The sequence below is a fragment of the Microbacterium sp. Leaf436 genome, assembly GCF_001424715.1.
Classification (GTDB): domain Bacteria; phylum Actinomycetota; class Actinomycetes; order Actinomycetales; family Microbacteriaceae; genus Microbacterium.
This window is the reverse complement of sequence record NZ_LMRB01000003.1, coordinates 573,307-594,943: the sequence shown is the minus strand read 5'-3', so window position 1 is coordinate 594,943 and position 21,637 is coordinate 573,307. Positions and strand designations below refer to the sequence as shown.

The 21,637-nt window shown below is 70.4% G+C and carries 21 protein-coding genes; 3 read left to right on the top strand and 18 right to left on the bottom strand.

All coding sequences use genetic code 11. The annotated features are described in order from the left end of the window. Position 1: 1 nt before the first annotated feature. Positions 2–1,975 carry a S9 family peptidase gene (locus ASG45_RS11730; protein WP_055837523.1) on the top strand — a complete coding sequence of 658 codons (1,974 nt, stop codon included), beginning with the start codon at positions 2–4 and terminating at the stop codon, positions 1,973–1,975. A 51-nt stretch (positions 1,976–2,026) separates the two neighbouring features. Here ASG45_RS11730 and ASG45_RS11725 read toward each other — a convergent pair whose 3' ends face one another. From ASG45_RS11725 to ASG45_RS16395, 10 genes are all read right to left on the bottom strand, one after another. Further along, positions 2,027–2,578, bottom strand: coding sequence for an HdeD family acid-resistance protein (locus ASG45_RS11725; protein ID WP_055837520.1), 552 nt, complete (start codon positions 2,576–2,578; stop codon positions 2,027–2,029). Between the two features lie 468 nt (positions 2,579–3,046). Continuing rightward, positions 3,047–3,334: a WXG100 family type VII secretion target gene (locus ASG45_RS11720; RefSeq protein ID WP_055837517.1), complete on the bottom strand. Its 288-nt coding sequence runs from the start codon at positions 3,332–3,334 to the stop codon at positions 3,047–3,049. Between the two features lie 12 nt (positions 3,335–3,346). After that, positions 3,347–3,850 (bottom strand): hypothetical protein, encoded by a 504-nt coding sequence (locus ASG45_RS16225; protein ID WP_156459432.1) that lies wholly within the window; start codon positions 3,848–3,850, stop codon positions 3,347–3,349. Continuing rightward, on the bottom strand, positions 3,847–5,616 hold the full coding sequence (locus ASG45_RS11710; RefSeq protein WP_055837511.1) for a putative T7SS-secreted protein: 1,770 nt from the start codon (positions 5,614–5,616) through the stop codon (positions 3,847–3,849). The genes ASG45_RS16225 and ASG45_RS11710 overlap by 4 nt, the downstream gene beginning before the upstream one ends. Beyond that, complete coding sequence (locus ASG45_RS11705; RefSeq protein ID WP_055837508.1) at positions 5,609–5,878, bottom strand: hypothetical protein; 270 nt, start codon at positions 5,876–5,878, stop codon at positions 5,609–5,611. Before ASG45_RS11705 ends, ASG45_RS11710 begins: the two co-directional genes overlap by 8 nt. 122 nt (positions 5,879–6,000) lie before the next feature. Then, the gene (locus ASG45_RS11700; RefSeq protein ID WP_055837505.1) at positions 6,001–6,918 is read right to left on the bottom strand and encodes an AEC family transporter; all 918 of its coding nucleotides are present in this window, start codon (positions 6,916–6,918) and stop codon (positions 6,001–6,003) included. A gap of 172 nt (positions 6,919–7,090) precedes the next feature. Further along, entirely contained in the window at positions 7,091–7,738 is a 648-nt protein-coding gene (locus ASG45_RS11695; RefSeq protein ID WP_055837502.1) for a DsbA family protein, read from the bottom strand. Between the two features lie 3 nt (positions 7,739–7,741). Continuing rightward, entirely contained in the window at positions 7,742–8,437 is a 696-nt protein-coding gene (locus ASG45_RS11690) for a cation diffusion facilitator family transporter (protein WP_055837947.1), read from the bottom strand. After that, positions 8,434–8,778, bottom strand: coding sequence for an ArsR/SmtB family transcription factor (locus ASG45_RS11685; protein WP_055837498.1), 345 nt, complete (start codon positions 8,776–8,778; stop codon positions 8,434–8,436). The genes ASG45_RS11690 and ASG45_RS11685 overlap by 4 nt, the downstream gene beginning before the upstream one ends. 338 nt (positions 8,779–9,116) lie before the next feature. Beyond that, positions 9,117–9,488 (bottom strand): hypothetical protein, encoded by a 372-nt coding sequence (locus tag ASG45_RS16395; protein WP_162242844.1) that lies wholly within the window; start codon positions 9,486–9,488, stop codon positions 9,117–9,119. A 45-nt stretch (positions 9,489–9,533) separates the two neighbouring features. Between ASG45_RS16395 and ASG45_RS11675 the strand changes: the two genes are divergently transcribed. Then, on the top strand, positions 9,534–10,475 hold the full coding sequence (locus ASG45_RS11675; protein WP_055837492.1) for a linear amide C-N hydrolase: 942 nt from the start codon (positions 9,534–9,536) through the stop codon (positions 10,473–10,475). On the opposite strand, the gene ASG45_RS16770 is transcribed toward ASG45_RS11675, so the two are convergent. Both ASG45_RS16770 and ASG45_RS11670 read right to left on the bottom strand, forming a co-directional pair. Continuing rightward, positions 10,420–11,037, bottom strand: a complete 618-nt coding sequence (locus tag ASG45_RS16770; RefSeq protein ID WP_442922820.1) for a DUF6578 domain-containing protein — start codon at positions 11,035–11,037, stop codon at positions 10,420–10,422. The genes ASG45_RS11675 and ASG45_RS16770 overlap by 56 nt on opposite strands. 76 nt (positions 11,038–11,113) lie before the next feature. After that, positions 11,114–11,917: an SDR family NAD(P)-dependent oxidoreductase gene (locus ASG45_RS11670; protein WP_082516591.1), complete on the bottom strand. Its 804-nt coding sequence runs from the start codon at positions 11,915–11,917 to the stop codon at positions 11,114–11,116. 74 nt (positions 11,918–11,991) lie between these two features. On the opposite strand from ASG45_RS11670, the gene ASG45_RS11665 reads away from it, so the two are divergent. Further along, positions 11,992–13,053 (top strand): hypothetical protein, encoded by a 1,062-nt coding sequence (locus ASG45_RS11665; RefSeq protein ID WP_156459431.1) that lies wholly within the window; start codon positions 11,992–11,994, stop codon positions 13,051–13,053. Positions 13,054–13,080: 27 nt separating this feature from the next. Here ASG45_RS11665 and ASG45_RS11660 read toward each other — a convergent pair whose 3' ends face one another. The 6 genes from ASG45_RS11660 to polA form a co-directional block, all read right to left on the bottom strand. Continuing rightward, positions 13,081–13,590 (bottom strand): hypothetical protein, encoded by a 510-nt coding sequence (locus ASG45_RS11660; RefSeq protein ID WP_055837484.1) that lies wholly within the window; start codon positions 13,588–13,590, stop codon positions 13,081–13,083. A gap of 71 nt (positions 13,591–13,661) precedes the next feature. Then, complete coding sequence (locus ASG45_RS11655; RefSeq protein WP_055837481.1) at positions 13,662–14,426, bottom strand: SGNH/GDSL hydrolase family protein; 765 nt, start codon at positions 14,424–14,426, stop codon at positions 13,662–13,664. 167 nt (positions 14,427–14,593) lie between these two features. After that, positions 14,594–15,928, bottom strand: a complete 1,335-nt coding sequence (locus ASG45_RS11650; protein ID WP_055837478.1) for an MFS transporter — start codon at positions 15,926–15,928, stop codon at positions 14,594–14,596. Continuing rightward, positions 15,925–17,001 carry an LLM class flavin-dependent oxidoreductase gene (locus ASG45_RS11645; RefSeq protein ID WP_055837474.1) on the bottom strand — a complete coding sequence of 359 codons (1,077 nt, stop codon included), beginning with the start codon at positions 16,999–17,001 and terminating at the stop codon, positions 15,925–15,927. The genes ASG45_RS11650 and ASG45_RS11645 overlap by 4 nt, the downstream gene beginning before the upstream one ends. Before the next feature lie 95 nt (positions 17,002–17,096). Next, entirely contained in the window at positions 17,097–18,773 is a 1,677-nt protein-coding gene (locus tag ASG45_RS11640; protein ID WP_055837471.1) for a DUF885 domain-containing protein, read from the bottom strand. 196 nt (positions 18,774–18,969) lie between these two features. Next, positions 18,970–21,609 (bottom strand): DNA polymerase I, encoded by a 2,640-nt coding sequence (polA, locus tag ASG45_RS11635; protein WP_055837466.1) that lies wholly within the window; start codon positions 21,607–21,609, stop codon positions 18,970–18,972. Positions 21,610–21,637: the final 28 nt, after the last annotated feature.

Sequence of the window (21,637 nt, the reverse complement as noted above, 5' to 3'; positions counted from 1 at the left end):
CATGCGCTCCGTCGACATCGAGGCGCTCGTCTCCGTGGGGCGCCCCGCGCTCTCGTCCGACGGCGACGTCGCCGTCTTCGCCACCTCGCGCCCCGATCTCGTCGCTGACCGCGGAGTGGGCCAGCTCTGGCGGGTCGACCTGCCCGACGGCGCGCCGCGCCGCCTGACGCGCGGTGTCGCCGACAAGGCGCCGCGCCTCTCGCCCGACGACGCCACCGTCGCGTTCCTCCGCGCCGATGAGCGCGGCCGCGCGCAGGTGTTCGTCGTCTCGGTCCTCGGTGGTGAGCCGGTCCAGGTGACCGACCAGCCCGGGGGAGTGACCGACGTCGCCTGGTCGCCCGACGGCACGCGTCTGGCGTTCTCGGCGCGCGTGCCCGAGCCCGGTCGGTACGGCACCGTCGAGGGGCGCGATGCCGCCGCCGAACCGCCGCGTCGGATCACCGGCATCCGGTGGCACTCGAACGGCGCCGGCTACCTGGACCGCCCGAGCCATCTCTTCGTGGTGGACGCGCCCTCGACCGAGGCGGAGCCCTTCTACACGCCCGCTCCGGCGCTGGAAGCGCCCGAGAAGCGCGTGATACCCGCCGAACCCACGCGGCTGACCGAGGGTGACACCAGTTGGAGCGGCGTCGTCTGGACGCACGACGGCAGCGAGCTGCTGAGCGTTCCCGACGTGATCGAGACCGACCGCCGCGACCTGCGCGACCGCATCGTGGCCGTCGCGGTCGAGGGTGGGGCCGAGCGCGAGGTGCTCTCGACCTCAGCCGACCTGTCGGTCGCCGAGGTCGCCGTGGCGCCCGACGGGGCGATCTTCGCGCTTGCGAACGACGTGGGGCCGGAGGGCGTGGACTTCGTCGCCCCCGGCGTCTCGCTGTTCCTGCTGGAGGCCGAGGGTCCGCGCCGGCTCACCGACGCCGAGACGATCGATCTCGGCGAGGTCGGCAGTCACCTGTCGTTCGACGACGGCGACGTGCTCGTGCAGGACCGCACCCGCGGGCGCCTGCGCCTGCTGCGCGTCACGCGCGGAGCAGACGTGTCCGAGGTCCTCGGCGGGGACCTCGAGGTCAACGGCCACGCCGTCGCGAACGGCCGGGTCGTGGCATCCGTCGCCGCGCCCGAATCGTTCGGTGAGCTGGTGCTCGTCGACCCCGTCGCGGGCGTTCGCGCCGTCACCGACTTCGGCGCCGCCGTGCGCGAGCGGGGTGTCGTCGTGCCGGTCGAGCACGAGATCGCCGGCCGCGACGGCTACCCGGTGCACGGGTGGGTCGCCACGCCCGAGGGCGAGGGGCCGTTCCCGGTCATCCTGCAGATCCACGGCGGGCCGTACGCGTCATACGGGGTGCACGTCTTCGACGAGACCCAGGTGCTCGTCGACGCCGGGTACGCCGTCGTCTACAGCAACCCCCGCGGGAGCGCCGGATACGGTCGCGCCCACGGCCGGTCGATCCGACAGAAGATGGGCACCCTCGACTTCTTCGACGTGCTCGACTTCTTCGACGGCGTCGTGGCGGCAGATCCTCGCCTCGACGGCGACCGCGTCGGCGTGATGGGCGGGTCCTACGGCGGATACATGACCGCATGGATCATCGCGCATGACCACCGCTTCGCCGGCGCGATCGTGGAGCGCGGGTTCCTCGACCCGACCGCGTTCCCGGGCTCGAGCGACATCGGCTCGTTCTTCGGTCAGGAGTACGTCGGGACCGACCCCGAGCAGATGGCCGCGCAGAGCCCCATGGCCGTCGTCGACCGGGTGCGCACCCCCACGCTGGTGCTCCACTCCGAGCTGGACTTCCGCTGCCCGCTCGAACAGGCCACGCGTTACTACGCGGCGCTGAAGCGCCAGGGAACCGAGGCCGAGATGCTCGTCTTCCCCGGCGAAGACCACGAGCTCACCCGCGCGGGTCGGCCGCAGCACCGGGTGCAGCGCTTCGATGCGGTGCTCGAATGGTGGGCGCGGTACCTGCCGGTCGCGTGAATCGGAGAGGGCCCGGATGCCATGGCATCCGGGCCCTTTCGCGTACCCGTGTTACGCGGCCTTGCCGAACTGGATCGCTCGCACGATCTGGAAGATGCCGAGGATGACGAGCGAGATGCCGATGAGCAGGAACAGCGTCACCGCGCCCAGGAGCGGCGAGAACAGCAGCACGACGCCGGCGAGGATGCTGACGATCGCGAAGAAGATCGTCCAGGCCCGCGCCTTCGATCCGTGGCCGACGGTGGTGAGCGAGACGACGCCCTCGATGATCCACAGGATGCCGACGAGGGTGCCGATGAAGACGCCGAACCACGCGGTCGTGGCCGAGAGGTTGGCGAACGAGAAGATGCCCGCGACGATGAACAGCACGCCGAGCACGATGTAGCCGATGCGAGCCCAGCCGGAGCGCCAGAACAGGCCGATGCCGATGTTCACCAGTCCGGCGATGATGACGTAGACAGAGATGATGCCGACGGCGATCTCGGCGGTACGGCCGGGCCACACCAGGATGAGCAGGCCGATGACGAGCGACAGCGCGCCGCTGACGCCGAGCGCGGTGCGGACGGCGCTGAGAGCGGGGCTGGTCGTGGACGAGGGCGACATTGCGTGCCTTTCTGGATGAACGCTGTGAACAGTGCTCACCTTAGACCGCACGACGAAACCCGCGCGACCCGGGCGTCCACGCTGCGTCGAGCGGCGTCACAGAGGTCGTTTGATCGCGGCGCCGGCTGCGCCCGGACTGCCGGTCGTGCGGGGATCGGGGGTTGCGCCGGTCGTGCGGGACAGGGGTGTGCGCCGATCGTTGAGTGTCCAGGACATGCCGCGCCGACCCGGCCATGTGCGGCGTGTCGTGGACACTCAGCCCTTCTGCGGTCCTCGCTGCGTCGCGCGCGCTGTTGAGTGTCCCGGACACGCCGCACACGCACCGCCGTGCGCGGCGTTTCGCGGACACTGAACCCCTCTGCGGGCCGCGCGCGGGCCGACCCGCGTGTGTGCGACGCCGCCTCGGTCGTGCCGGGATCGCTGCGTTGGTGGGCGGCAGCGCGGAGGATCGCGATGTGGCGCGGCCGCTCACCGGCGCCACAGGGCGCGGACCGCGCGCTCGGTCGCGACGAATCGTTCCGCCGTCGCTGAGGCGAAGTCGCGGGCACCCCGCAGCCCGCGCTCCAGCTCATCGAGCAACGCCGCCCCCGCGGTGTGGGTCCGGTCGTAGGCGTCGCGCGCCGAGCCGTGCCAGTCCCCGCGAAGGCGAGTGGCCTCCCGGTCGAGCAGGTCGATCTCGATCGCGATGCCCGAGAGGGCCTGGTCGAGGTGCGCGACGAGCTCGCCGTGGCGCGCGCTGTCGAACCGGATGTACACGGTGCGGTCCCGTCAGTAGGTGTCGCGCGGGTGGAGGCCGTCGGCCAGGCGGAAGCAAGGGGAGAAGGAGAGGATCTCGATGCGCGTGCGGTCGACGCTGAGCGCCATGGAGTAGCTCGATCCGTGTGGACCTCGGACCCGCACTCGAGGCACGCCGTCGCGGGTCGTGTCCCGTTCGGTCCAGAAACCTGGCTCCTCGGAGTAGTGAGCGGCGACCTCGTCGACGAGAGGCTCCGTATCAATGTCCGTTACGAGATCCATGTAGAGGTGTCCAGTCCACCGGAAGGAGCGGTCACCTTCGCAGGAGAGCAGGACGCCCGAATCGATCTGTTCCACAGACGACGTTGCCTCCTTGGGCACGAACGCCGACAGTGCTCGTTCCATGCGTTGTGCGATGTCTTTCGCTCCGTAGACGTCCAGACTGTCGTCCGTGATTCTGTGTCCGGGCGCGGAGCAACCCGTCAGCGAACCGGCGACGACAACAAGAATCGCTCCCCACAGCAGTGATCTCTTCATTCGCGGACCCTTCTTCGGATGTCTTCGAGCACGTTGAGGTTGGCAAGTTCGTCGCTCGCGATGAGTTGGTGATTCTCGAGCGCGCGGAACGACACCCGGAAGCTGGGCGTGGGCTGCGGCTCGATCCCGGGTAGGCCGATCGCCGGGGGAGCGGGGAGCGGGATCTCGACGTCTCCGTCTCGCGCGTAGACGTGGCTCTCGAAGGCCGGCTCGTGAGCGGGGACGCGTCCTTCCCAGACGACTCCCGTCTCCTGCGCCATGGTGAGCACGTCGGTGTACGCCCAGTGGGTGTACGTCGTTCGCGGATCGGGTGCCCACCCCTCCGGCATCCCGGCCCCGGCCAGCGAGTGAACCTGGTCGTACTGAGCGCCGGCGACCTCCGAGGCGGTGATGGGTGCGAGACCCCAGGAGTGCCCCATCGCCACGCTCTCGCTGTCGGCGACGGCGTCGCTCGCGCCGCGGATCTCGGCGGCGAAGCCGGCGAGACGGTCTCCCATGGCGCGCGCGAGATCCGGATCGTTCGCCTGCGACAGCCCCGTCGCCAGCGGGAGCTCCGCGAGGGCGACGGAAGGCGGGGCCCCGGCCTCATCGCCCGGGAACACCCCGTCTTTCCAGACGAAGCCGAGCACACCGGCATCCTGCTGGTTCATCCACTCCACGACCTCTTGCGGATCCCCTCCGTAGAAGCTCTGCATGCTCGTGAAGGTGCCCGGCACGTAGGTGATGGTCGTCGTCGTGGACGTCGAGGGAGTCCCGATCATCTCGACGATGCGATGCGCGGGGGCGTCGTACAGGTAGAGCTGGACATCGCCGTCGACCGCGCGCTGCAGGTACTGCCTCTCTGCCGTGATCGCCGCGCGCTCCTCGGGGGCGAGGTGGGGGTCGTCGAGGGAACGTTCGAGTGCTGCCACGCGCTCCGCGGCGTTCTCGCGGTTGGCGGCCACCCGAACGAGCGGGGGCAGCCCACCGAGGGTGCCCAGGACGGCCGGGATCGCGGCGAGCAGGGCGGAGCGGGCCGCCGGGTCGTCGATGCCGTCCCACCACGCCCGGACCTCGTCGTCGTCGGGTGGGAACTGCTCGAGAAGCGTCATCCAGTCGGGGTGGAGGGCGAGCAACTCACTGATCTGCTGCTCCGCGTCGGCCCGAGACAGGCGCTCCAGGATGGAGATCCCCAGGCGGCGGGTCGCGGACCGCGGGGCGAGCGCGTCGATCGACGGTGCGGGGGCGAAGAACAGAGCGGCGCTCCATCGCCCGTTCTCGCCCATCCCACGGGCGGCGGCCTCGATCGCCGCCGCGCACTCCTCGCCGCGGGTGCGCACGACCTCGCGGGCCTCGGACAGGAGCTCCTCGGCGCGGACGCGGAGGGCCGCTCCGGTATCGGCGGCGCCCGGGGCGGAGCCCGGGGCAGGGTTCTGAGCGGCCGTCTCGAGCGTTTCGGTGAGACCCCGTCGATGCAGGTCGACGGCATCCACGGCCCGGCCCTGCGCCCAGGCGAGGGTCTCGGCGTACCGGTGGAGGCTGGCCGCGCACTCGACCAGCACCTGGGCGACGACCGACCAGTCGTCGGCGGCGGAGGTGCGTCGGAGCGAGAAATCGTCTGCGGCCTCACCCTGCCAGGCGTCGTGTGCGGAGACGGCGAACAGCCGGTCGGAGAGCCCCACCGCCGCGTCGGACAGCTGGGTCCAGGCGCGGGCGGCGGAGAAGATCTGGTGGGGGCGACCGGGGATCAGGACGAGGGGGTCGGCGACGGAGGCGAGATCACCCATGAGCTGTTGCCGCCGCCTCGTCGGCCTCGTCGTAGGCATCCGCGGAAGCACGCAGGCGCGCGGCGATCTGCTCCGTCTCGACGAGTCGGCTGCGCCACGCACGCAGAAGAAGCGCCGAGAAGGATGCGGTCGCCGCGGCCAGTCCGCCGTGACCGAACTCGACGCGGGGGAGTGGGACGGCGAGAGGCGCTTCGTCGCGTATGCCCTGCACACGGGCGGCGATCTCGCGCACCGCTTCGGTGTCGATGGAGAACGACGTCAAGAGGGCTCCCGCGGTGGGTCGGCGAAGGGGACGCGAGCATCGTAGGCTCACCGCGCCCGGCCGCCGTCAGAACTCTCCACAGGGTGAAGAGGGGGTGATGCCGTCGACGTGTGAGGGTGAGGTCACCCGAGCAGCAGGGCCACCGCGAACAGCACGGGAAGGCACCCGACGGTGGAGAGGAACACCACATCGCGCGACAGGATCTCGCCGACGCCGTACCGCTGCGCGAAGTTGAACACGTTCTGCGCCGTCGGGAGCGCGGCGAGAACGACGACCACGAACACCTGGTCGTCGGGCAGACCGAACCACAGGGCGACGAGCCACGCCAGAGCGGGCATGGCCACGAGCTTCAAGACCGATGCGATGACGACGTCGACGCGACGGCCGGGTTCGGTCAGCACCCGCTGGCCGTACAGCGACATGCCGTACGACATCAGCAGAACCGGCACGCACGCCCCCGCGATGAGGTGCAGCGGGTCGAAGACGATCGGCGGCAGGTCGATACCGAGCACCGCGACGAGCACACCCAGCGCTGATCCGATGAGCATCGGGTTCTTGGCCGTCTGCGTCACGATCCGCTTGACGGAGCGGGAGCCCGAGGTGACGGCATCCAGGATCGACAGCGCGATCGGCATGAGCACGAGCAGCTGGAACAGGATGACGGGAGCCGAGAACGCCGCGTTGCCGAGCATGTAGAGCGAGATCGGGATGCCGATGTTGTTGCTGTTGACCTGGCCCGCCGACAGCGCGCCGATGACCGTCTCGCCGACCGGGCGACGCAGGATCAGCGCCGAGACGAGGGTGTACAGGCCGATGATCACGGCCGCGGTGATCATCGACACCGGCAGAAGCGCCGAGAACAGCGTCGCCACGTCGGCGCGGGCGAGCACCGTGAACAGAAGGAAGGGTGAGAGCACGTAGAACGTCAGGCGACTCAGAACGTGGCGCGCGTGCGGCCCGAGCAGATCGATGCGGGCGATCACGTAGCCCACCACCACGGCGAGGCCCACGACCGCGAAGCCGGTGAGGACGCCGGTCACGCGAGGACCCGGCGGGGCAGAGGAGCGGGGGTGGGAGGCATCGATTCGAGCGTAACGGGGGCGGAGACGGTCGCGATGCACGGTCGGCTCTCGCAGCGAGGAGGCAGACGAGGCTTGAGGGGGTGGCGCCTCGGAGGGCCTCACCTTCGACGATTGCCGACGGCTGAGGGGATCAGCGCTCGATGGCCGCCTTCACCGCGTTCTCGAGGTCGTTCACGCTCTGGAGGACGAGCGGGGCGCCCTCGACGAAGAACGTGGGAGTGCTGCGCACGCCGAGCGCGCGGGCATCGTCGAAGTCCGATTTCACCCGGGCGGCGGTCGCCGGGTCTGCGACCGCCGCGTCGTACGCCACCATGTCGAGTCCCATCTCGGCGGCGTATCGGCGGAACATGTCGGCCTGAGACTCTTGCGCCTCGCCCCAGCTGCTCTGCGTCTGGAAGAGGCGGTGGTACATGTCCTCGAACCGGCCCTGCTGGGCGGCGGCTTCGGCCGCGACGGCAGCAGTGGTGGAGTTCGCGTGGCCCGGGAGGGGGAAGTAGCGGACGGCGTACGTGATGCGCCCCGCGTACTTCTCACGCAGCTCCTCGACCACGGGGTACGTGGCGCCGCACGCTTCGCATTCGAAATCCAGGAACTCCACGACCGTCACCGCGTCTTCGCCGCCGTCGTCCAAGACGTGGGTGTCGTCTCGAATGATCGCGGGGTTCGCTGACGGGCCGGGGGACTGGGCTCGGTCGACGAGGAAGGCGACCAGCCCGGCGACGATGAGGATCGCGAGCGCCGCGGCGGTCACGGTGAAGGGCGTGAAGAGGGATTTCATGGCTCAGTGATGGTTCTCGTGCGCGTGGTCATGCGCGGTGGTGTCGTGGTCGGCGCGGTCATGGTCGGCCTCGAGGATCATCCCGACGGAGGTGGCGCAGGCGTCGCCGCGCCAGGCTTCCCGCCCCTCGCGTAGGGCGAAAGCGGCGATGACGAGGCCCGCGACGGCGTCGGCCCACCACCAGCCGAACACCCCGTTCAGGACGAGGCCGGCGAGCACCGCAGCCGACAAGTAGGTGCAGATCAGCGTCTGCCTCGAGTCGGCGACGGCGGTCGCCGACCCGAGCTCGCGGCCCGCGCGTCGCTCGGCCAGCGAGAGGAAGGGCATGATGACGACGCTGAGCGCCGTGAGGGCGATGCCGACGGGGGAGTGTTCGACCTCGACGCGGCCCACGAGGGCGAGACCGGAACTGACCGTGACGTAGGCGGCGAGGGCGAAGAACGCGACCGCGATGACGCGAAGAGTGCCCTTCTCCCATCGCTCGGGTTCGCGTCGAGTGAACTGCCACGCGACGGCGGCCGCCGAAAGCACCTCGATGGTCGAGTCAAGGCCGAAACCGATGAGGGCTGACGATGAGGCGATCGTTCCCGCCGTGAGGGCGATGACGGCCTCGACGACGTTGTAGACGATCGTGGCGGCGACGATCCACCGGATGCGGCGCTGCAGGACGCTCCGCCTATCGGTCGCGGCATCGCTCATGCGCACGTGCACGTCTCACCCGCGCAGCAGTCGGGCTCGACGTGGAGGACGACGCGCAGCAGCTCATCCAGCGCCGGCGCGAGGTGCGCGTCGGCGAGCCGGTACCAGGTGCGGCGCCCGTCCGGCACGGCCTCGACGAGCCCGCAGCCGCGCAGACACGCCAGCTGATTCGACATCACCTGACGCGACACCCCGAGCGTGTCCGCCAGGTCGGACGGATACGCCGGAGCTTCCCGCAGAGCGAGGAGCACCCCCGCGCGCGTTCCGTCGGACAGAGCGTGCCCCAGGCGTGCCAGTGCGGCGGTGTGGGTCGCGGTGGCGCTCGGTGCGATCGTCGACATGCGGCCAGGATACAGAAAATCGTGAATTAAGCACAACGTGTATCAAGACGTTCTCCGTCGCGAGCGCGTTTCCGGCAACGGCACCTGGCCGCGGGTGAGGCCGTCGACGTGCGAGGCGCCGGCCGTGGGTGCTCGCGCGGTCAGCACGCTGTGCGCGGATGCGGATCTCGTCAGAGCGCACGTGCTCGGCATTTGCTGCGTGCTCTGCAGCGCGTCGGGGGTTCTTTCGCTCGATGCAGCCAAACTAGAGCGTACGCCGATAATGCACATTATGTCAGCTTAAAGAGGAGCGGCCCTTCCCCGACGCCCACACGGCCGGCGCCGATCCCTCGACTCGATCAGGCCAAGAACACGTCCGACACGACTCCCACGGCGATGGCACCCGCTGCGAGCAGCAGAAGAATCGCGAGCGCGATGCGCGTCCCGATGCCCCGCCCCGCCCTCCGGCGCGATCGCGAGCCGTTCAGAAGCGCGACACTGCCCGCGACGAGGCTCCCGCAGGCGAAGACACCGAGACCCAGAAGAAGGCCCGCGCCGATCTCGGGCGTGTGCAGGTAGCCGAGCAGCAGCGCCCCCGCGTAGACGATCGCCGCCGTGACGACACCCGCCAGCACTCGTGCGCCGATATCGCGCCAGAACTTCTCTTCGCGGACCCACACTCCGACCCAGCCCCAGGGGCCGGTCGACGGGGTGTCACTTTCCACAGGCACGTGTGCACCCTAGCGTCCTCGTCGCGAAGGGATACGCTGCACCTCGTGTGCACGCGAATCTTCTGGAACACCAACGACGTCGCCAAGACCGTCAGCCGCTGCATGGATTGGGCCGTCAGCGACGAACCCGAGCTGTGGTTCCTCCCCCGCGGCACGGCCCGCGACGGCCGGGCCGACGACCATTCGCTGACCTGGACGTCTGCCTACGCGAGCGTCGTGACCAGCATGTGGGGCATGGGGACCGTCGATGGCCTCAACGAGAAGGGGCTCGGCGCCCACGCCCTGTACCTCGACCCGACCGACGTCGAGTTCCCCGAGCCCGACGGGCGGCCGTCGGTCGCCAACGCGCTGTGGGTGCAGTACCTGCTCGACAACTTCGCCACGGTGGCCGATGCCGTCGCCCACATCGACCGCGTGCGCATCACCTCGCCGCTGTTCCGCGGCATCCAACTCGGGGTGCACATCGCCCTCGAAGACGCCTCCGGAGACTCCGCGATCATCGAGCCTCTGGGGGGCGAGCTGGTCGTGCACCACGGCTCGGAGTACACGGTGATGGCCAACTCCCCCACGCTCGACAAGCAGCTCGAGAACCTCGCCCGGTATCGGCCCTTCGGCGGTGAGCTCCCCCCGCCCGGTGACATCACGTCGGCTGACCGGTTCGTGCGCTCGGCGTACTTCCTGCACTACCTGCCCGAGCCCGAGAACACCGAGGAGGCCGTGGCGGGAGTGTTCCAGCTCATCGCCAACGTCTCGGTCCCCTACGGCGCGCCGTACTCGACGGGCGACGTGTACCCCACCTGGTGGCGTGCCGGAGCCGACCTCACGAACCGGGTCTACTACTTCGGCTCGACGCGGAGCCCCAACATCTTCTGGGTCACCCTCGACGATCTGGCCGACACCACCGAGGTGCGAAAGATCGACCCGCGGGAGCTCACGCTCGTCGGAGACCAGACCGCCCATCTCGAGCCTGCGGCGCTGCTGTACTGACGGGCGCCGTTATCGGCGGTGTCTGCTCGTCGACGTCGACCAGCCATCCGATCTGCGCGACGACGGTGCGCTCAGCAGGCTCCGATCCGTCGAGCTCATCGCTCCCCACGGCCGGGGCGGAGTCACCACGGCCCTCGGGTACGCGGACGCACGGGGTGAGGGTCACCGCACCCGGCAGGGCCTCGCTCGTCACCATCCACCTCGTGGGACGTGACCCGACGAACAGACCGTTCCCGAGGTCGCGACCGGCGAGAGGCCAAGGCTCCTCCTCGGCAGGCATCTGCGCGCCGGCGGGCGCGCCGTGGCCGGGGCGACGTAGCGTGAAACGCAGCACGTGCTGCTGTGACACTGTGTGGACCTCACGCACCCGCCCGCGCACGATGTCATCGGTCGGCCTCTGCGGATGCCGTTCCTCAAGGGCGTCGATGGTCGCCGCGCACTCGGAGCCGAGCTGCCGGGCAAGAAGCGGGGGCACGTTCCGCGATCCGATGAGGAACTCGACGGTGTCCCCCACCACGAAGGGGTCCCCACAGCACGCCCACTCTGTCGCGCTCAGCCACACCCGCGTCACGAGGCCCACGCTACGCGACGGCGCCGCAGGAGGTCAGAAGCCTGATCGGCGCCGCGAGAGGACGGCCTCAGCGCACCCAGCTCGACGTCACGTCGAGCACGCGTGCTCCTGACAGGTCGCTGATCGATAGACCGGCGAAGCGCACGGCGGCCTCCGACGTCTGCCAACGGAAGCGCGGGGCATCGGTGAGCGCCGCCTCGATGACGGTCTCGGCGGCCTCGTCGGCGGGCTGCGCGTTCGCGAACGACGTCGCTGCGCGGTCGAGGTAGGCCTGCTGCTGGGCGGCGTACGGGCCCGGCGCCGCGCGGTGCACCGAGTCGACGAACGACGAGGCGACGGCCGCGGGCTCGACGATCGACACGTCGATGCCGAACGGGGCGACGACCGGCGCGAGCGACTGCATGAGTCCCTCCACGGCGAACTTCGCCGCGCAGTACGCGTCGGAGAACGGCTGACCCACCACTCCCCCGACGCTCGTCACCGTGACGATGCGGCCGCTCCCCTGTTCGCGCATACCGGGGAGCACGAGACGCGTCAGTCGCGCGACCGAGAGGTAGTTCGTCTCGAGCTGCTCCTGCAGCTGCGCGTCGGTGAGCTGCTCGAGCGTGCCGACGGCGCCGCGCCCGGCGTTGTTGACGAGGATGTCCACCGGGCCGACCGCGTCGACGAGGGCCTGGGCGGCCGCGGCATCCGTCACATCCAGCGCGCGGATGTCGAGCTCGACACCGGCGTCGGATGCCGCGGCGCGCAGCGCGTCGGCGCGCCCGGTGTCGCGCACGGTGGCGACGACCCGGGCGCCGCGCTGAGCGAGGCCGATGGCCGTGTGCAGGCCGATTCCGCTGGTGGTTCCGGTGACGATCGCGAGAGTCATGAGGACATCGTCGCGCATGAATCCATGGACCGGGTGTGCGGTCAGCGCTCAGTCAAGCCTGCGATGCTCACGCGATGTCGCGCGATATCTGGGCCGCACCCGTTCGCCTGCCACGACGAGCTCTGAGCGTGCTCTGCGGGTCGCTCTTCGTCGTTGCCGTCGCGGTCTTCGCCGCGGTGATGGCCGTGAGTGCGCGCGACGACGGGCGCACGCAGGTGCTCATCGCGTCGATGGATGCCGAATCCCTCGCCGCGGCGAGTGCCCTGGCATCCGCGGTTCTGTTCTTCTTGCTCGTCTGCGCCATCCCCGCACCGCGCTGGTGGTTGCTGCTCTTCGTCCCGCTGCGGTTGGCGGCGTTCGGGGCGATGCTCGTCTTCGGGCTGATCGGCGTGGTGACGGGCGGGGGCACGGTGGTGCCTCTGGTGGCCCAGGGTTGCGAGACCGGCTACGTCGTGAGCGAGCGTCCGTTCCTCCGATCGGCGCGGATCGAGGTCCTGCGTCCCGAGGGAATTCTCGCCACCTCCGTCGCACACGTGTCGACCGACGATGGGCACACGCCCTTCTCGCAAGGCTCGTACATGGTCGTCGTCGACGGTGATCTCCTGCGCGTGTGGCACACGTTCGACAGCGCGACCGAGCCGCTGGGCGCTGTCGGCGAGCCTCGGTTCGTGCTCCCCCGCATCGTCGATCCGGGCGACGTGCGGTGCGGCCTGGCGGGAGGGCCCGAGCCGGTCACTTCGCTCCCATCGCCGACGGTCGCCCCCGATCCTGACGGTGGCCCTCGACCGACCGCCGCGGGTGACCCTCGGGTCGAGGTCGTGCGGCTGGCCGCCCTCGTCGTGAACTCCGCGATAGGTCCGGTTACGGATGCCGCGGGCGCACCCGTCGCGATCCCCTCGGCCGCCGAGCTGCCCTGCGATGGAGCGACGGGCATCGATCTCGCCCTTTCCACAGGCGACAATGCTCGCTCCTACTCGGCGATCCTGGCCGCCTTCGACGCAGCCGGATTCGCGACGGACCGCGCGATGCAGGAGGACCTCCGGTATGACGGCGTCGTGCGTGTGTCGGCCCGCGATCGCTCGACGATCGACGGGATGCTGCACTTCGTTCTTGGTGCGGAGTGCCGCACGTCCTGACCCGCCGATCCCCTCCCCCGCAGCCTCTTACCCCCGGGCACTCACCCGGATGAGGAACGCCCCCGGCTCGCGGTCGCTGTCGAGCTCGACGAGCAGACCACGCTCGGGCAGATCGATCTGCACCTGCGTCGATGCCTGGCACGGCAGCACCAGCGGCTCGCCGATGGCCGTCCCCGCCGAGGTCGAGATGCGCCCGGTCACCGCCTGGGGTCCGGCGCAATCGATCGTGACCGCGTAGGCGCCGGGGTCGATCGTCTGGTTGTCGCTGCGGAACGGAGCGACGCCGCCCGGGTCGCCGAACGTGCCCCAGGACTGCCAGAGGAAGTCGCCGGGTGCGGCGGTGGCCACCTCATCGTCGAAGTACCCCGCCCACGGGTCGGGGGTCACGGACGGCGACGCGGAGGGCGACGGCGTCGTCTCGCTCGCGACGGCGCCGGGTGAGGGTGCCGCGTCGTCGTCTCCGGTGCATCCGGTGAGTGCGATGGCCGCTACGGCGACGATCGCGAGGGAACAGAACGTCCTGGTCGAGGGGGACATCCGGCGATCCTAGGCGCCCGTGGCCGCCCGGGCCAGGGTGTGGACGATTCCGGATGCCGAGCCCCGGCCCGTCATCCGCGCGGCGTCAACTCCACCCACTGCCCGCCGAACTTCGGCGCGCGGCCGTCGCCCGACGAGGTGCCGGCCAGTCGACGGCGCACCCACGGCGCGACGTGCTCGCGGTAGTAGGCCGAGCCCCTCAGCCGCTCGATCTCGGGGATCTGGCGCAGGCGCCACCACTCCTCCGGTGCCGTCAGACCGACCGACTCGAGCACGCGCGCGGCGACGCGGTGATGTCCACGGGTGTTCATGTGCAGTCGGTCGATCGACCAGAACTCCCCGCCGGCGAGCTCGCGGTCGAACCAGTTGTACGCCGTGATGACGTCGGTGCGAGACGCGAGGCGTTCCTCGACGGCTTTCGACAGCCGGTCGCCGCGCACCTGCAGCACGCGCCCGAGGGGAAGCCCCGCCGAGGGGTTGGCCCCCGAGAGCACGATCAGCTGCACCCCCTCGTCGTCGCACCGGCGCAGCACATGTTCGAACAGGCCGACGATGCGCTCGAGGTCGGCGCGCGGACGCAGCATGTCGTTGCCCCCGCCGTTGAACGACAGGTGCGTCGGCTTCAGCGCAAGCGCCGGTTCGAGCTGCTGTTCGACGATCGGCTCGATGAGCTTGCCGCGGATCGCGAGGTTCGTGTACTCGATCGGTTCGCCGGTGGCATCCGCCCATCCCTGAGCGGCGAGGTCGGCCCACCCCCGCACGGTTCCGTCGGGCAGTTCGTCGCCGACTCCTTCGGTGAACGAGTCGCCGATCGCGACGTAGCGGACGGATGCCATGGGTCGAGCCTACGCGCGGGGCCCACCCCTTCGAGTGTCCACGACACGCCGCGTCCGTCGGGGCGAGCACGGCGTGTCCTGGACACTCGACGGTGTGTGGCGACGGTTCACGCCAGCGCGCGATCCCGCTGCTCGCGCGAGAACAGCGCGGCGAGCGCGGCGACGGGTCACGCCAACGCGCGACCCCGTTGCTCGCGCAAGAACAGCGCGGCGACCACGGCGACCGCGAAGAACGCCGCGAAGACGATGAACAGCACCGGGGCGCCGCCCAGGGCGAGCAGCGGCGGCACCGCCAGCGGGGCGAGGATCGAGGCGATCCGTCCGACCCCGGCCGCCCACCCGGCACCCGTTGCGCGCAGCGCCGTCGGGTACGTCTCGGGCGTGGCGGCGTACAGGGCGCCCCAGGCGCCCAGGTTGAAGAACGACAGCATCATGCCCGTGGCGATCAGCGACACCTCGCCCGACGCGGTGCCGAACAGCACCGCAGCGACGGCCGAACCCGCGAGGAAGGTGGCGAGCGTCGCGCGCCGACCCCAGGCCTCGATGAGCCACGCGGCGACCGCGTACCCGGGCAGCTGCGCGAGAGTGATGATGAGCGTGAAGCCGAACGAGCGCACGAGGTCGTAGCCCTGGGCGACCAGGATCGTCGGGATCCAGATGAAGGCGCCGTAGTACGAGAAGTTGACGCAGAACCACAGCACCCACAGGCTCGCCGTGCGCGCGCGGAGCGACCGCGACCAGAGGGCGCCCACCCGTGCGCGCGGGGCGGGAGCGGATGCCGCGACTCCCTCGGACGAGGGCTCGAGCGAGATGCGCCCGGCGGCGGCCTCGAGATCGCGCACGATCGCGACCGCCTCGCTGTTGCGGCCGCGTGAGGCCAACCAGCGCGGCGACTCGGGGAGCCCCCACCGCACGATCAAGGCGTACACGGCGGGGATCGCGCCGAGCGCGAACGCCCACCGCCACCCGTCGGCCGACGCGGGGACGACGAAGTACCCGATGAGTGCGGCGGCGGTCCACCCGACGGCCCAGAACGCTTCGAGGAACACGATCAGGCGCCCGCGGATACGCGCCGGCGCGAACTCGCTCACGTAGGTCGAGGCCACGGGCAGCTCCGCACCGAGGCCCAGCCCCACCACGAAGCGCAACACCAGCAGGGCGCCGAGGCCCCCGACCAGGGCGCTCGCCCCGGTTGCCACGCCGTAGACCAGCAGCGTCAGGGCGAACACCTGGCGTCGACCGAAACGGTCGGCCAGCAGCCCGCCGAGGCTCGCCCCGATCGCCATCCCGGCGAAGCCCGCCGAGGCGATCCACGACGCCTGCGTGGGCGCGAGCTGCCACTGCACCGCTAGTGCGGCGATGACGAACGAGATGAGCCCGACGTCCATGGCATCCAGAGCCCAGCCCAGACCCGACCCCGTGAGGATCTTGCCGTGACGGCGGGTGAACGGCAGCGCGTCGAGGCGTTCGGACACCCGCACGGTGTCGGTCGTCGTGGTCACCGGATGCCGGGCAGGTCGGCGTCGACGGAGAGATCGGTGTCGGCGAGCATCTCGCGCACCAGCGGAAGCACGCGGGTGCCGTACAGCTCGATGCCCGACATGAGTCGGTCGTGCGAGATGGAACCGCTGGCGAACTTCATCTGGAAGCGCGAGGCGCCGAGCACGCGCACGGTGGCGGCGATCTTGGTGGCCACGGTCTCGGGCGAACCGATGTACATCGAGCCCTCGGGGCCGACGTCCTGCTGGAAGCGCAGGCGGTTGTAAGCGGGCCAGCCGCGTTCGCGACCGATCGTCGTGTTCAGCTCGGCGACGCCCTCGTACGCTTCGTCCCACGCCTGCTGGTCGGTCTCGGCGACGTGGCCGGGCGAGTGCACCGAGATCGGCATGGCGGGCTTGCCGAGCTCCTGCAGCGAGCGGCGGTACAGATCGGCGAAGGGGCGGAACCGGGCCGACGACCCGCCGATGATGGCGAGCACGAGGCCGTAGCCGTAGCGTGCGGCGCGCACGACCGACTCCGGCGAACCGCCGACGCCGACCCACGCCTTCAGGCCGTTCTCGGTCTTGGGGTACACGTCGGCATCCTGGAGCCCGGCCCGCGTGCGTCCCGACCAGGTGACGGGCTTCTCGTCGAGCAGCAGCGAGAACAGCTCGAGCTTCTCTTCGAACAGCTGTTCGTAGTCGCTGAGGTCGTAGCCGAAGAGCGGGAACGACTCGATGAACGACCCCCGCCCGAGGATGACCTCGGCGCGACCGTTCGAGACGGCGTCGAGCGTGGCGAACCGCTCGTACACGCGCACCGGGTCGTCGGACGACAGCACGGTCACCGCGGTGCCGAGATGGATGTTCGAGGTGCGGGCGGCGGCGGCGGCGAGCACGATCTCGGGGCTCGTGACCGCGAAGTCCTTGCGGTGGTGCTCCCCCACGCCGAAGAACGACAGGCCCACCTGATCGGCGAGCACGGCCTGCTCGACGACGTTGCGGATGGTCTGCGCGTCGGACTGGAGCGACCCGTCGGGGCCGCGCGAGATGTCTCCGAAGGTATCGAGGCCGAGCTCGACGGGGGTGGCGTCCATGGGGTCTCCTTGCATTCGGATGAATGAACTTTACGCGAGGACGAAACATTCCCCGCATCGGCGGAGGGGCGCCGCGATCGCGACGCCCCCCTCGCTCAGCCGGAGGCCAGAGCCGCCCGCAGCGTGTCGAGACCGACGCCGCCGATGTCGAGCGCACGCGTGTGGAACTGCTTCATCGAGAAGTCGGCGCCGCGGCGCTCCTGCTCCTCGTCGCGCACCTGCTCCCAGATGCGCTGGCCGACCTTGTAGGCCGGCGCCTGCCCGGGCCAGCCGAGGTAGCGGTTGACCTCGAAACGCACGAACTCCTCGCTCATGTTGACGTTCTTCAGCATGAACGCCAGGGCGTAGTCGTGGTCCCACGTGCCGGTCCCGTCGAGGCGCGGCTTGCCGAGGTGCACGCCGATGTCGAGCACCACGCGCGCCGCGCGCATGCGCTGACCGTCGAGCATGCCGAGGCGATCGGCCGGGTCGTCGAGGTAGCCCAGCTGCTCCATCAGACGCTCGGCGTACAGCGCCCAGCCCTCGGCGTGACCGCTCGTGCCGGCCAGCAGTCGCCGCCACGAGTTGAGCTCGGCGCGGTTGTAGACGGCCTGCGCGATCTGCAGGTGGTGCCCCGGAATGCCCTCGTGGTAGACCGTGGTCAGCTCGCGCCAGGTGTCGAAGGTGTCGACGCCCTCGGGCACCGACCACCACATGCGCCCCGGGCGCGAGAAGTCGTCGGTCGGACCGGTGTAGTAGATGCCGCCCTCGTTGGTGGGGGCGATCATGCATTCGAGCGTGCGGATGGGCTCCGCGATGTCGAAGTGGGTGCGACCGAGCTCGGCGACGGCGTGGTCGCTCGTGCGCTGCATCCATTCCTGCAGGGCCTTCGTGCCGTGCAGCTTGCGCGACTCGTCCTTCTCGAGGAAGGCCACGGCCTCTTCGACGCTCGCACCGGGGAGGATCTCGTTCGCGATGGCCTCTTGCTCGGCGACCATGCGGGCGAGCTCTTCGACGCCCCAGTCGTAGGTCTCGTCGAGGTCGATCTCGGCGCCGAGGAACTGTCGGGAGTGCAGCGCGTACATCTCGCGGCCCACACCGTCGACGTCCCCTGCGACCGGGGCGAGCTCCGACGACAGGAATGAGGCCAACGCGTCGTACGCCACGCGCGCGGCTCCCGCGTTCTGGTCGAGATCGCGGGCGAGCGAGGCGGGGAGCTGTCCCTCGGCCGGAGCGGCGTTGCCGACGAACTCGGCGAAGAAGCCCGTGTCGGCGGTGTAGCGGCCGATCTGCGTCACCACCTCGGTCACCTGCCGGCGCGCGGGGACGACGCCCTCGGCGATGCCCCGACGCAGGGTCTCGACGTAGCCGTCGATCGCGGCGGGCAGGGCGCGCAGGCGCTGCGAGATCGTCGCCCAGTCGTCGGTGGTGGCGGTGGGCATGAGGTCGAAGGTCGCTCGGATGTCCTGCGCGGGCGAGGCGATGACGTTCAGGTCGCGCAGGTGCGTGCGCGCCGCGTGCTGCTCGATCATCAGATCGAGTTCGCGCACGAGGTCCATCTGCGTGACGGTGTCGATCGCGTCGACGGGCTGGGCCGCCTCGAGGGCGGCCTTCGCCGTACGCGCCTCGGCCACGAGGGCATCGGTGCCCTCGGGGCTGTAGTCGCCGAAGCGGCCGTTGTGCTCGTCGCGTCCGATGTACGTCGCCAGGGTGGGTACGCGCTCGGCCAGGGTGTCGACCCACGCGTCGGCGATCGTGTCGATCGGCGTGGGGGTGCGTTGTGCGTCAGTCATCTTTCGAGCCTAGGCAAGCCGGGGCGCAGATGCACCTCGGCCCCGGATCGCGCCGGATGCCGATACGGCAGATGACGCGGGGTCGAGGGCGCTCGGGTGCGCCAATCCGCCGGAGCAAGCGGACCGCGGCGCCGGTGCGGCAGCGCAGTCCGTGCGCCCCCGGCCCCGGCGCGGAAGCGCAGCGCCTGCCCCCGCGTCAGTGCCCGGCTTCGTCCCAGTCCGCGCCGCGGCCGATCTGCACGTCGAGCGGCACGGTGAGCTGGGCGGCGTCGGCCATGCGCGCACGCACGATCTGCTCCACGGCATCCCACTCCCCCGTCGCCACCTCGACGACGAGCTCGTCGTGGATCTGCAGCAGCACACGCGAGCGCAGACCCGCGGATGCCAGCTCGTCGCTGATGCGGAACAGCGCAACCTTCATGATGTCGGCGGCGCTGCCCTGGATGGGGGCGTTGAGGGCTGCACGCTCGGCGTTCTCGCGCAGCACGCGGTTCATGCTGGTGAGGTCGGGGAACGGGCGGCGGCGGCCGAAGATCGTCTCGGTGTAGCCGTCTTGGCGGGCCTGCTCCACCGACCCCCGCAGGTAGTCGCGGACGGCGCCGAAGCGGGCGAAGTACTCGAGCATGAGCTTCTTCGCCTCGGACTGCTCGATGCGCAGCTGCTTCGACAGCCCGAACGCCGACAGGCCGTACACGAGGCCGTACGACATGGCCTTGACCTTGGTGCGCATGGCCGGGGTGACCTCGGCGGGGTCGACGCCGAAGACGCGCGCGCCGACGAAGCGGTGCAGGTCTTCGCCCGAGTTGAACGCCTCGATCAGCCCGGGGTCGCCCGACAGGTGCGCCATGATGCGCATCTCGATCTGCGAGTAGTCGGCGGTGAGCAGGGTCTCGTACCCCTCGCCGACCTCGAAGGCCGCACGGATGCGGCGACTCTCTTCGGTGCGGATCGGGATGTTCTGCAGGTTGGGGTCGGTGCTCGACAGGCGCCCCGTCTGGCTGCCGGTCTGCACGTAGGTCGTGTGGATGCGCCCGTCGGCGCCGGTGGCCGCGTCGAGTGCGTCGATGATCTGCTTGAGCTTGGTCGCCTCGCGGTGCTTGAGCAGCAGGTCGAGGAACGGGTGCGGCGCGCTCTCTTGCAGGTCGGCGAGGGCGGCGGCGTCGGTCGTGTAGCCGCTCTTCGTCTTGCGCGTCTTCGGCAGCTGCAGCTCGTCGAACAGCACCTCTTGCAGCTGCTTGGGGGAACCGAGGTTCACCTCGTGGCCGATCGCCGCGTAGGCGTCACGGGCGAGCGCGTCGGCTCGCGCGCCGAGCTCGGCCGAGAAGCTCGACAGCTTCTCGTGCGAGACGGCGACACCGGCGAGCTCCATGTCGGCCAGAGCGGTGAGCGAGGGCAGCTCGATGTCGTCGAGCACCTCGGCGACGCGCGCGGGCATGTCGGCGCGCTGCGCCTCGGCCACGCGGCGGATGAACCACGCGAGCTGGCCGGGCGTGGCGCCCTCGGTCTCGGGGACGAGCTGCGTGGGGTCGGCCTCGGGGAGCTTCTCGTCGAGGAAGCGCTCGACGAGGTCGCCCAGCGTCTTGTCGGGGAAGCTGGGGCGCACGAGCCAGCCGGCCAGGATGACGTCGGAGGCGATGCCGCGCAGGGTCACGTCTTCGCGGGCGAGCGCCTTGATCTGGGGCTTGGCATCGGCCAGGACCTTGGGCGCATCGGAGGCCAACCACTCGGCGAGGGAGTCGCGGACCGCGGGGGTCCACGCGGCCTCGACCGCGGCGTCGGCGGTCGCCAGACCGAGGTGCGCCGGTCGGCCGCCCTCGAGGGTGAGGGACAGTCCCACGGGTCCCGTGACGCCCGTCGCCCACTCGACGAGAGCCGTGGCGTCGAGGGTGGCGGGAGTCGGCGCGGTCGCCGTGGGCCGAGCCTCGTCGACGGCATCGCCCGGGTCGCCGCCGAGGGCGTCGAACACGCGCGGCAGAAGCGTGCGGAATTCGAGACGCGCGAAGATGTCGCGCACGGCCTGCGCGTCGAGCGGCTGCATCGCGAGGTCGCCGGGGGCCTTGTCGAGCTCGACGTCGCGCAGCAGACGGTTGAGGGTGCGGTTGCGCCGCACGCCGTCGATGTGCTCGCGCAGGTTGCCGCCGACGACGCCGGTGATCTTGTCGGCGTTGTCGAGCAGGGCGTCGAGCGAGCCCCACTGGGTCAGCCACTTCACGGCCGTCTTCTCGCCGACCTTGGGCACACCCGGCAGGTTGTCGCTGGTCTCGCCGACCAGGGCGGCGATCTCGGGGTACTGCGCCGGCGGCAGGCCGTACTTCTCGATGACGGCGGCGGTGTCGTAGCGCTTCAGCTGCGACACGCCCTGCACGTTCGGGTACAGCAGCGTGACGTCGTCGGTGACGAGCTGGATGGTGTCGCGGTCGCCCGAGCACACGAGCACGGTGAAACCCTCGGCCTCACCCTGCGTGGCGAGGGTGGCGAGGATGTCGTCGGCCTCGAAGTCCTCTTTCGCGAGCACGGGGACGCCCATCGCCCGCAGGCAGTCCTGCAGCAGCGGGATCTGGCCCTTGAACTCGGCGGGAGACTCGCTGCGGTTCGCCTTGTACTCGGCGTACTCGCGCGTGCGGAACGACTGCCGCGAGGTGTCGAACGCCACAGCCAGGTGCGTCGGCTTCTCGGCCTTCACGAGGTTGACGAACATCGACAGGAAGCCGTAGATGCCGTTGGTGTGCTGTCCGTCCTTCGTGGAGAAGTTGTCGACGGGCAGCGCGTAGAACGCGCGGTAGGCCAACGAGTGGCCGTCGACGACGAGGAGAGTAGGCTTTTCGGCATCCGTCACTCCTCCAGCGTAACGAGTGCCACGGACA

What these genes read in the sequence shown, in the direction of transcription:
- ASG45_RS11730 (WP_055837523.1), top strand. Translation starts at nt 2, where the DNA reads ATGCGCTCCGTCGACATCGAGGCGCTCGTCTCCGTGGGGCGCCCCGCG.
- ASG45_RS11725 (WP_055837520.1), bottom strand. Translation starts at nt 2,578, where the DNA reads ATGTCGCCCTCGTCCACGACCAGCCCCGCTCTCAGCGCCGTCCGCACC.
- ASG45_RS16225 (WP_156459432.1), bottom strand. Translation starts at nt 3,850, where the DNA reads ATGAAGAGATCACTGCTGTGGGGAGCGATTCTTGTTGTCGTCGCCGGT.
- ASG45_RS11710 (WP_055837511.1), bottom strand. Translation starts at nt 5,616, where the DNA reads ATGGGTGATCTCGCCTCCGTCGCCGACCCCCTCGTCCTGATCCCCGGT.
- ASG45_RS11695 (WP_055837502.1), bottom strand. Translation starts at nt 7,738, where the DNA reads ATGAAATCCCTCTTCACGCCCTTCACCGTGACCGCCGCGGCGCTCGCG.
- ASG45_RS11690 (WP_055837947.1), bottom strand. Translation starts at nt 8,437, where the DNA reads ATGAGCGATGCCGCGACCGATAGGCGGAGCGTCCTGCAGCGCCGCATC.
- ASG45_RS11685 (WP_055837498.1), bottom strand. Translation starts at nt 8,778, where the DNA reads ATGTCGACGATCGCACCGAGCGCCACCGCGACCCACACCGCCGCACTG.
- ASG45_RS11670 (WP_082516591.1), bottom strand. Translation starts at nt 11,917, where the DNA reads ATGACTCTCGCGATCGTCACCGGAACCACCAGCGGAATCGGCCTGCAC.
- ASG45_RS11665 (WP_156459431.1), top strand. Translation starts at nt 11,992, where the DNA reads ATGTCGCGCGATATCTGGGCCGCACCCGTTCGCCTGCCACGACGAGCT.
- ASG45_RS11660 (WP_055837484.1), bottom strand. Translation starts at nt 13,590, where the DNA reads ATGTCCCCCTCGACCAGGACGTTCTGTTCCCTCGCGATCGTCGCCGTA.
- ASG45_RS11655 (WP_055837481.1), bottom strand. Translation starts at nt 14,426, where the DNA reads ATGGCATCCGTCCGCTACGTCGCGATCGGCGACTCGTTCACCGAAGGA.
- ASG45_RS11645 (WP_055837474.1), bottom strand. Translation starts at nt 17,001, where the DNA reads ATGGACGCCACCCCCGTCGAGCTCGGCCTCGATACCTTCGGAGACATC.
- ASG45_RS11640 (WP_055837471.1), bottom strand. Translation starts at nt 18,773, where the DNA reads ATGACTGACGCACAACGCACCCCCACGCCGATCGACACGATCGCCGAC.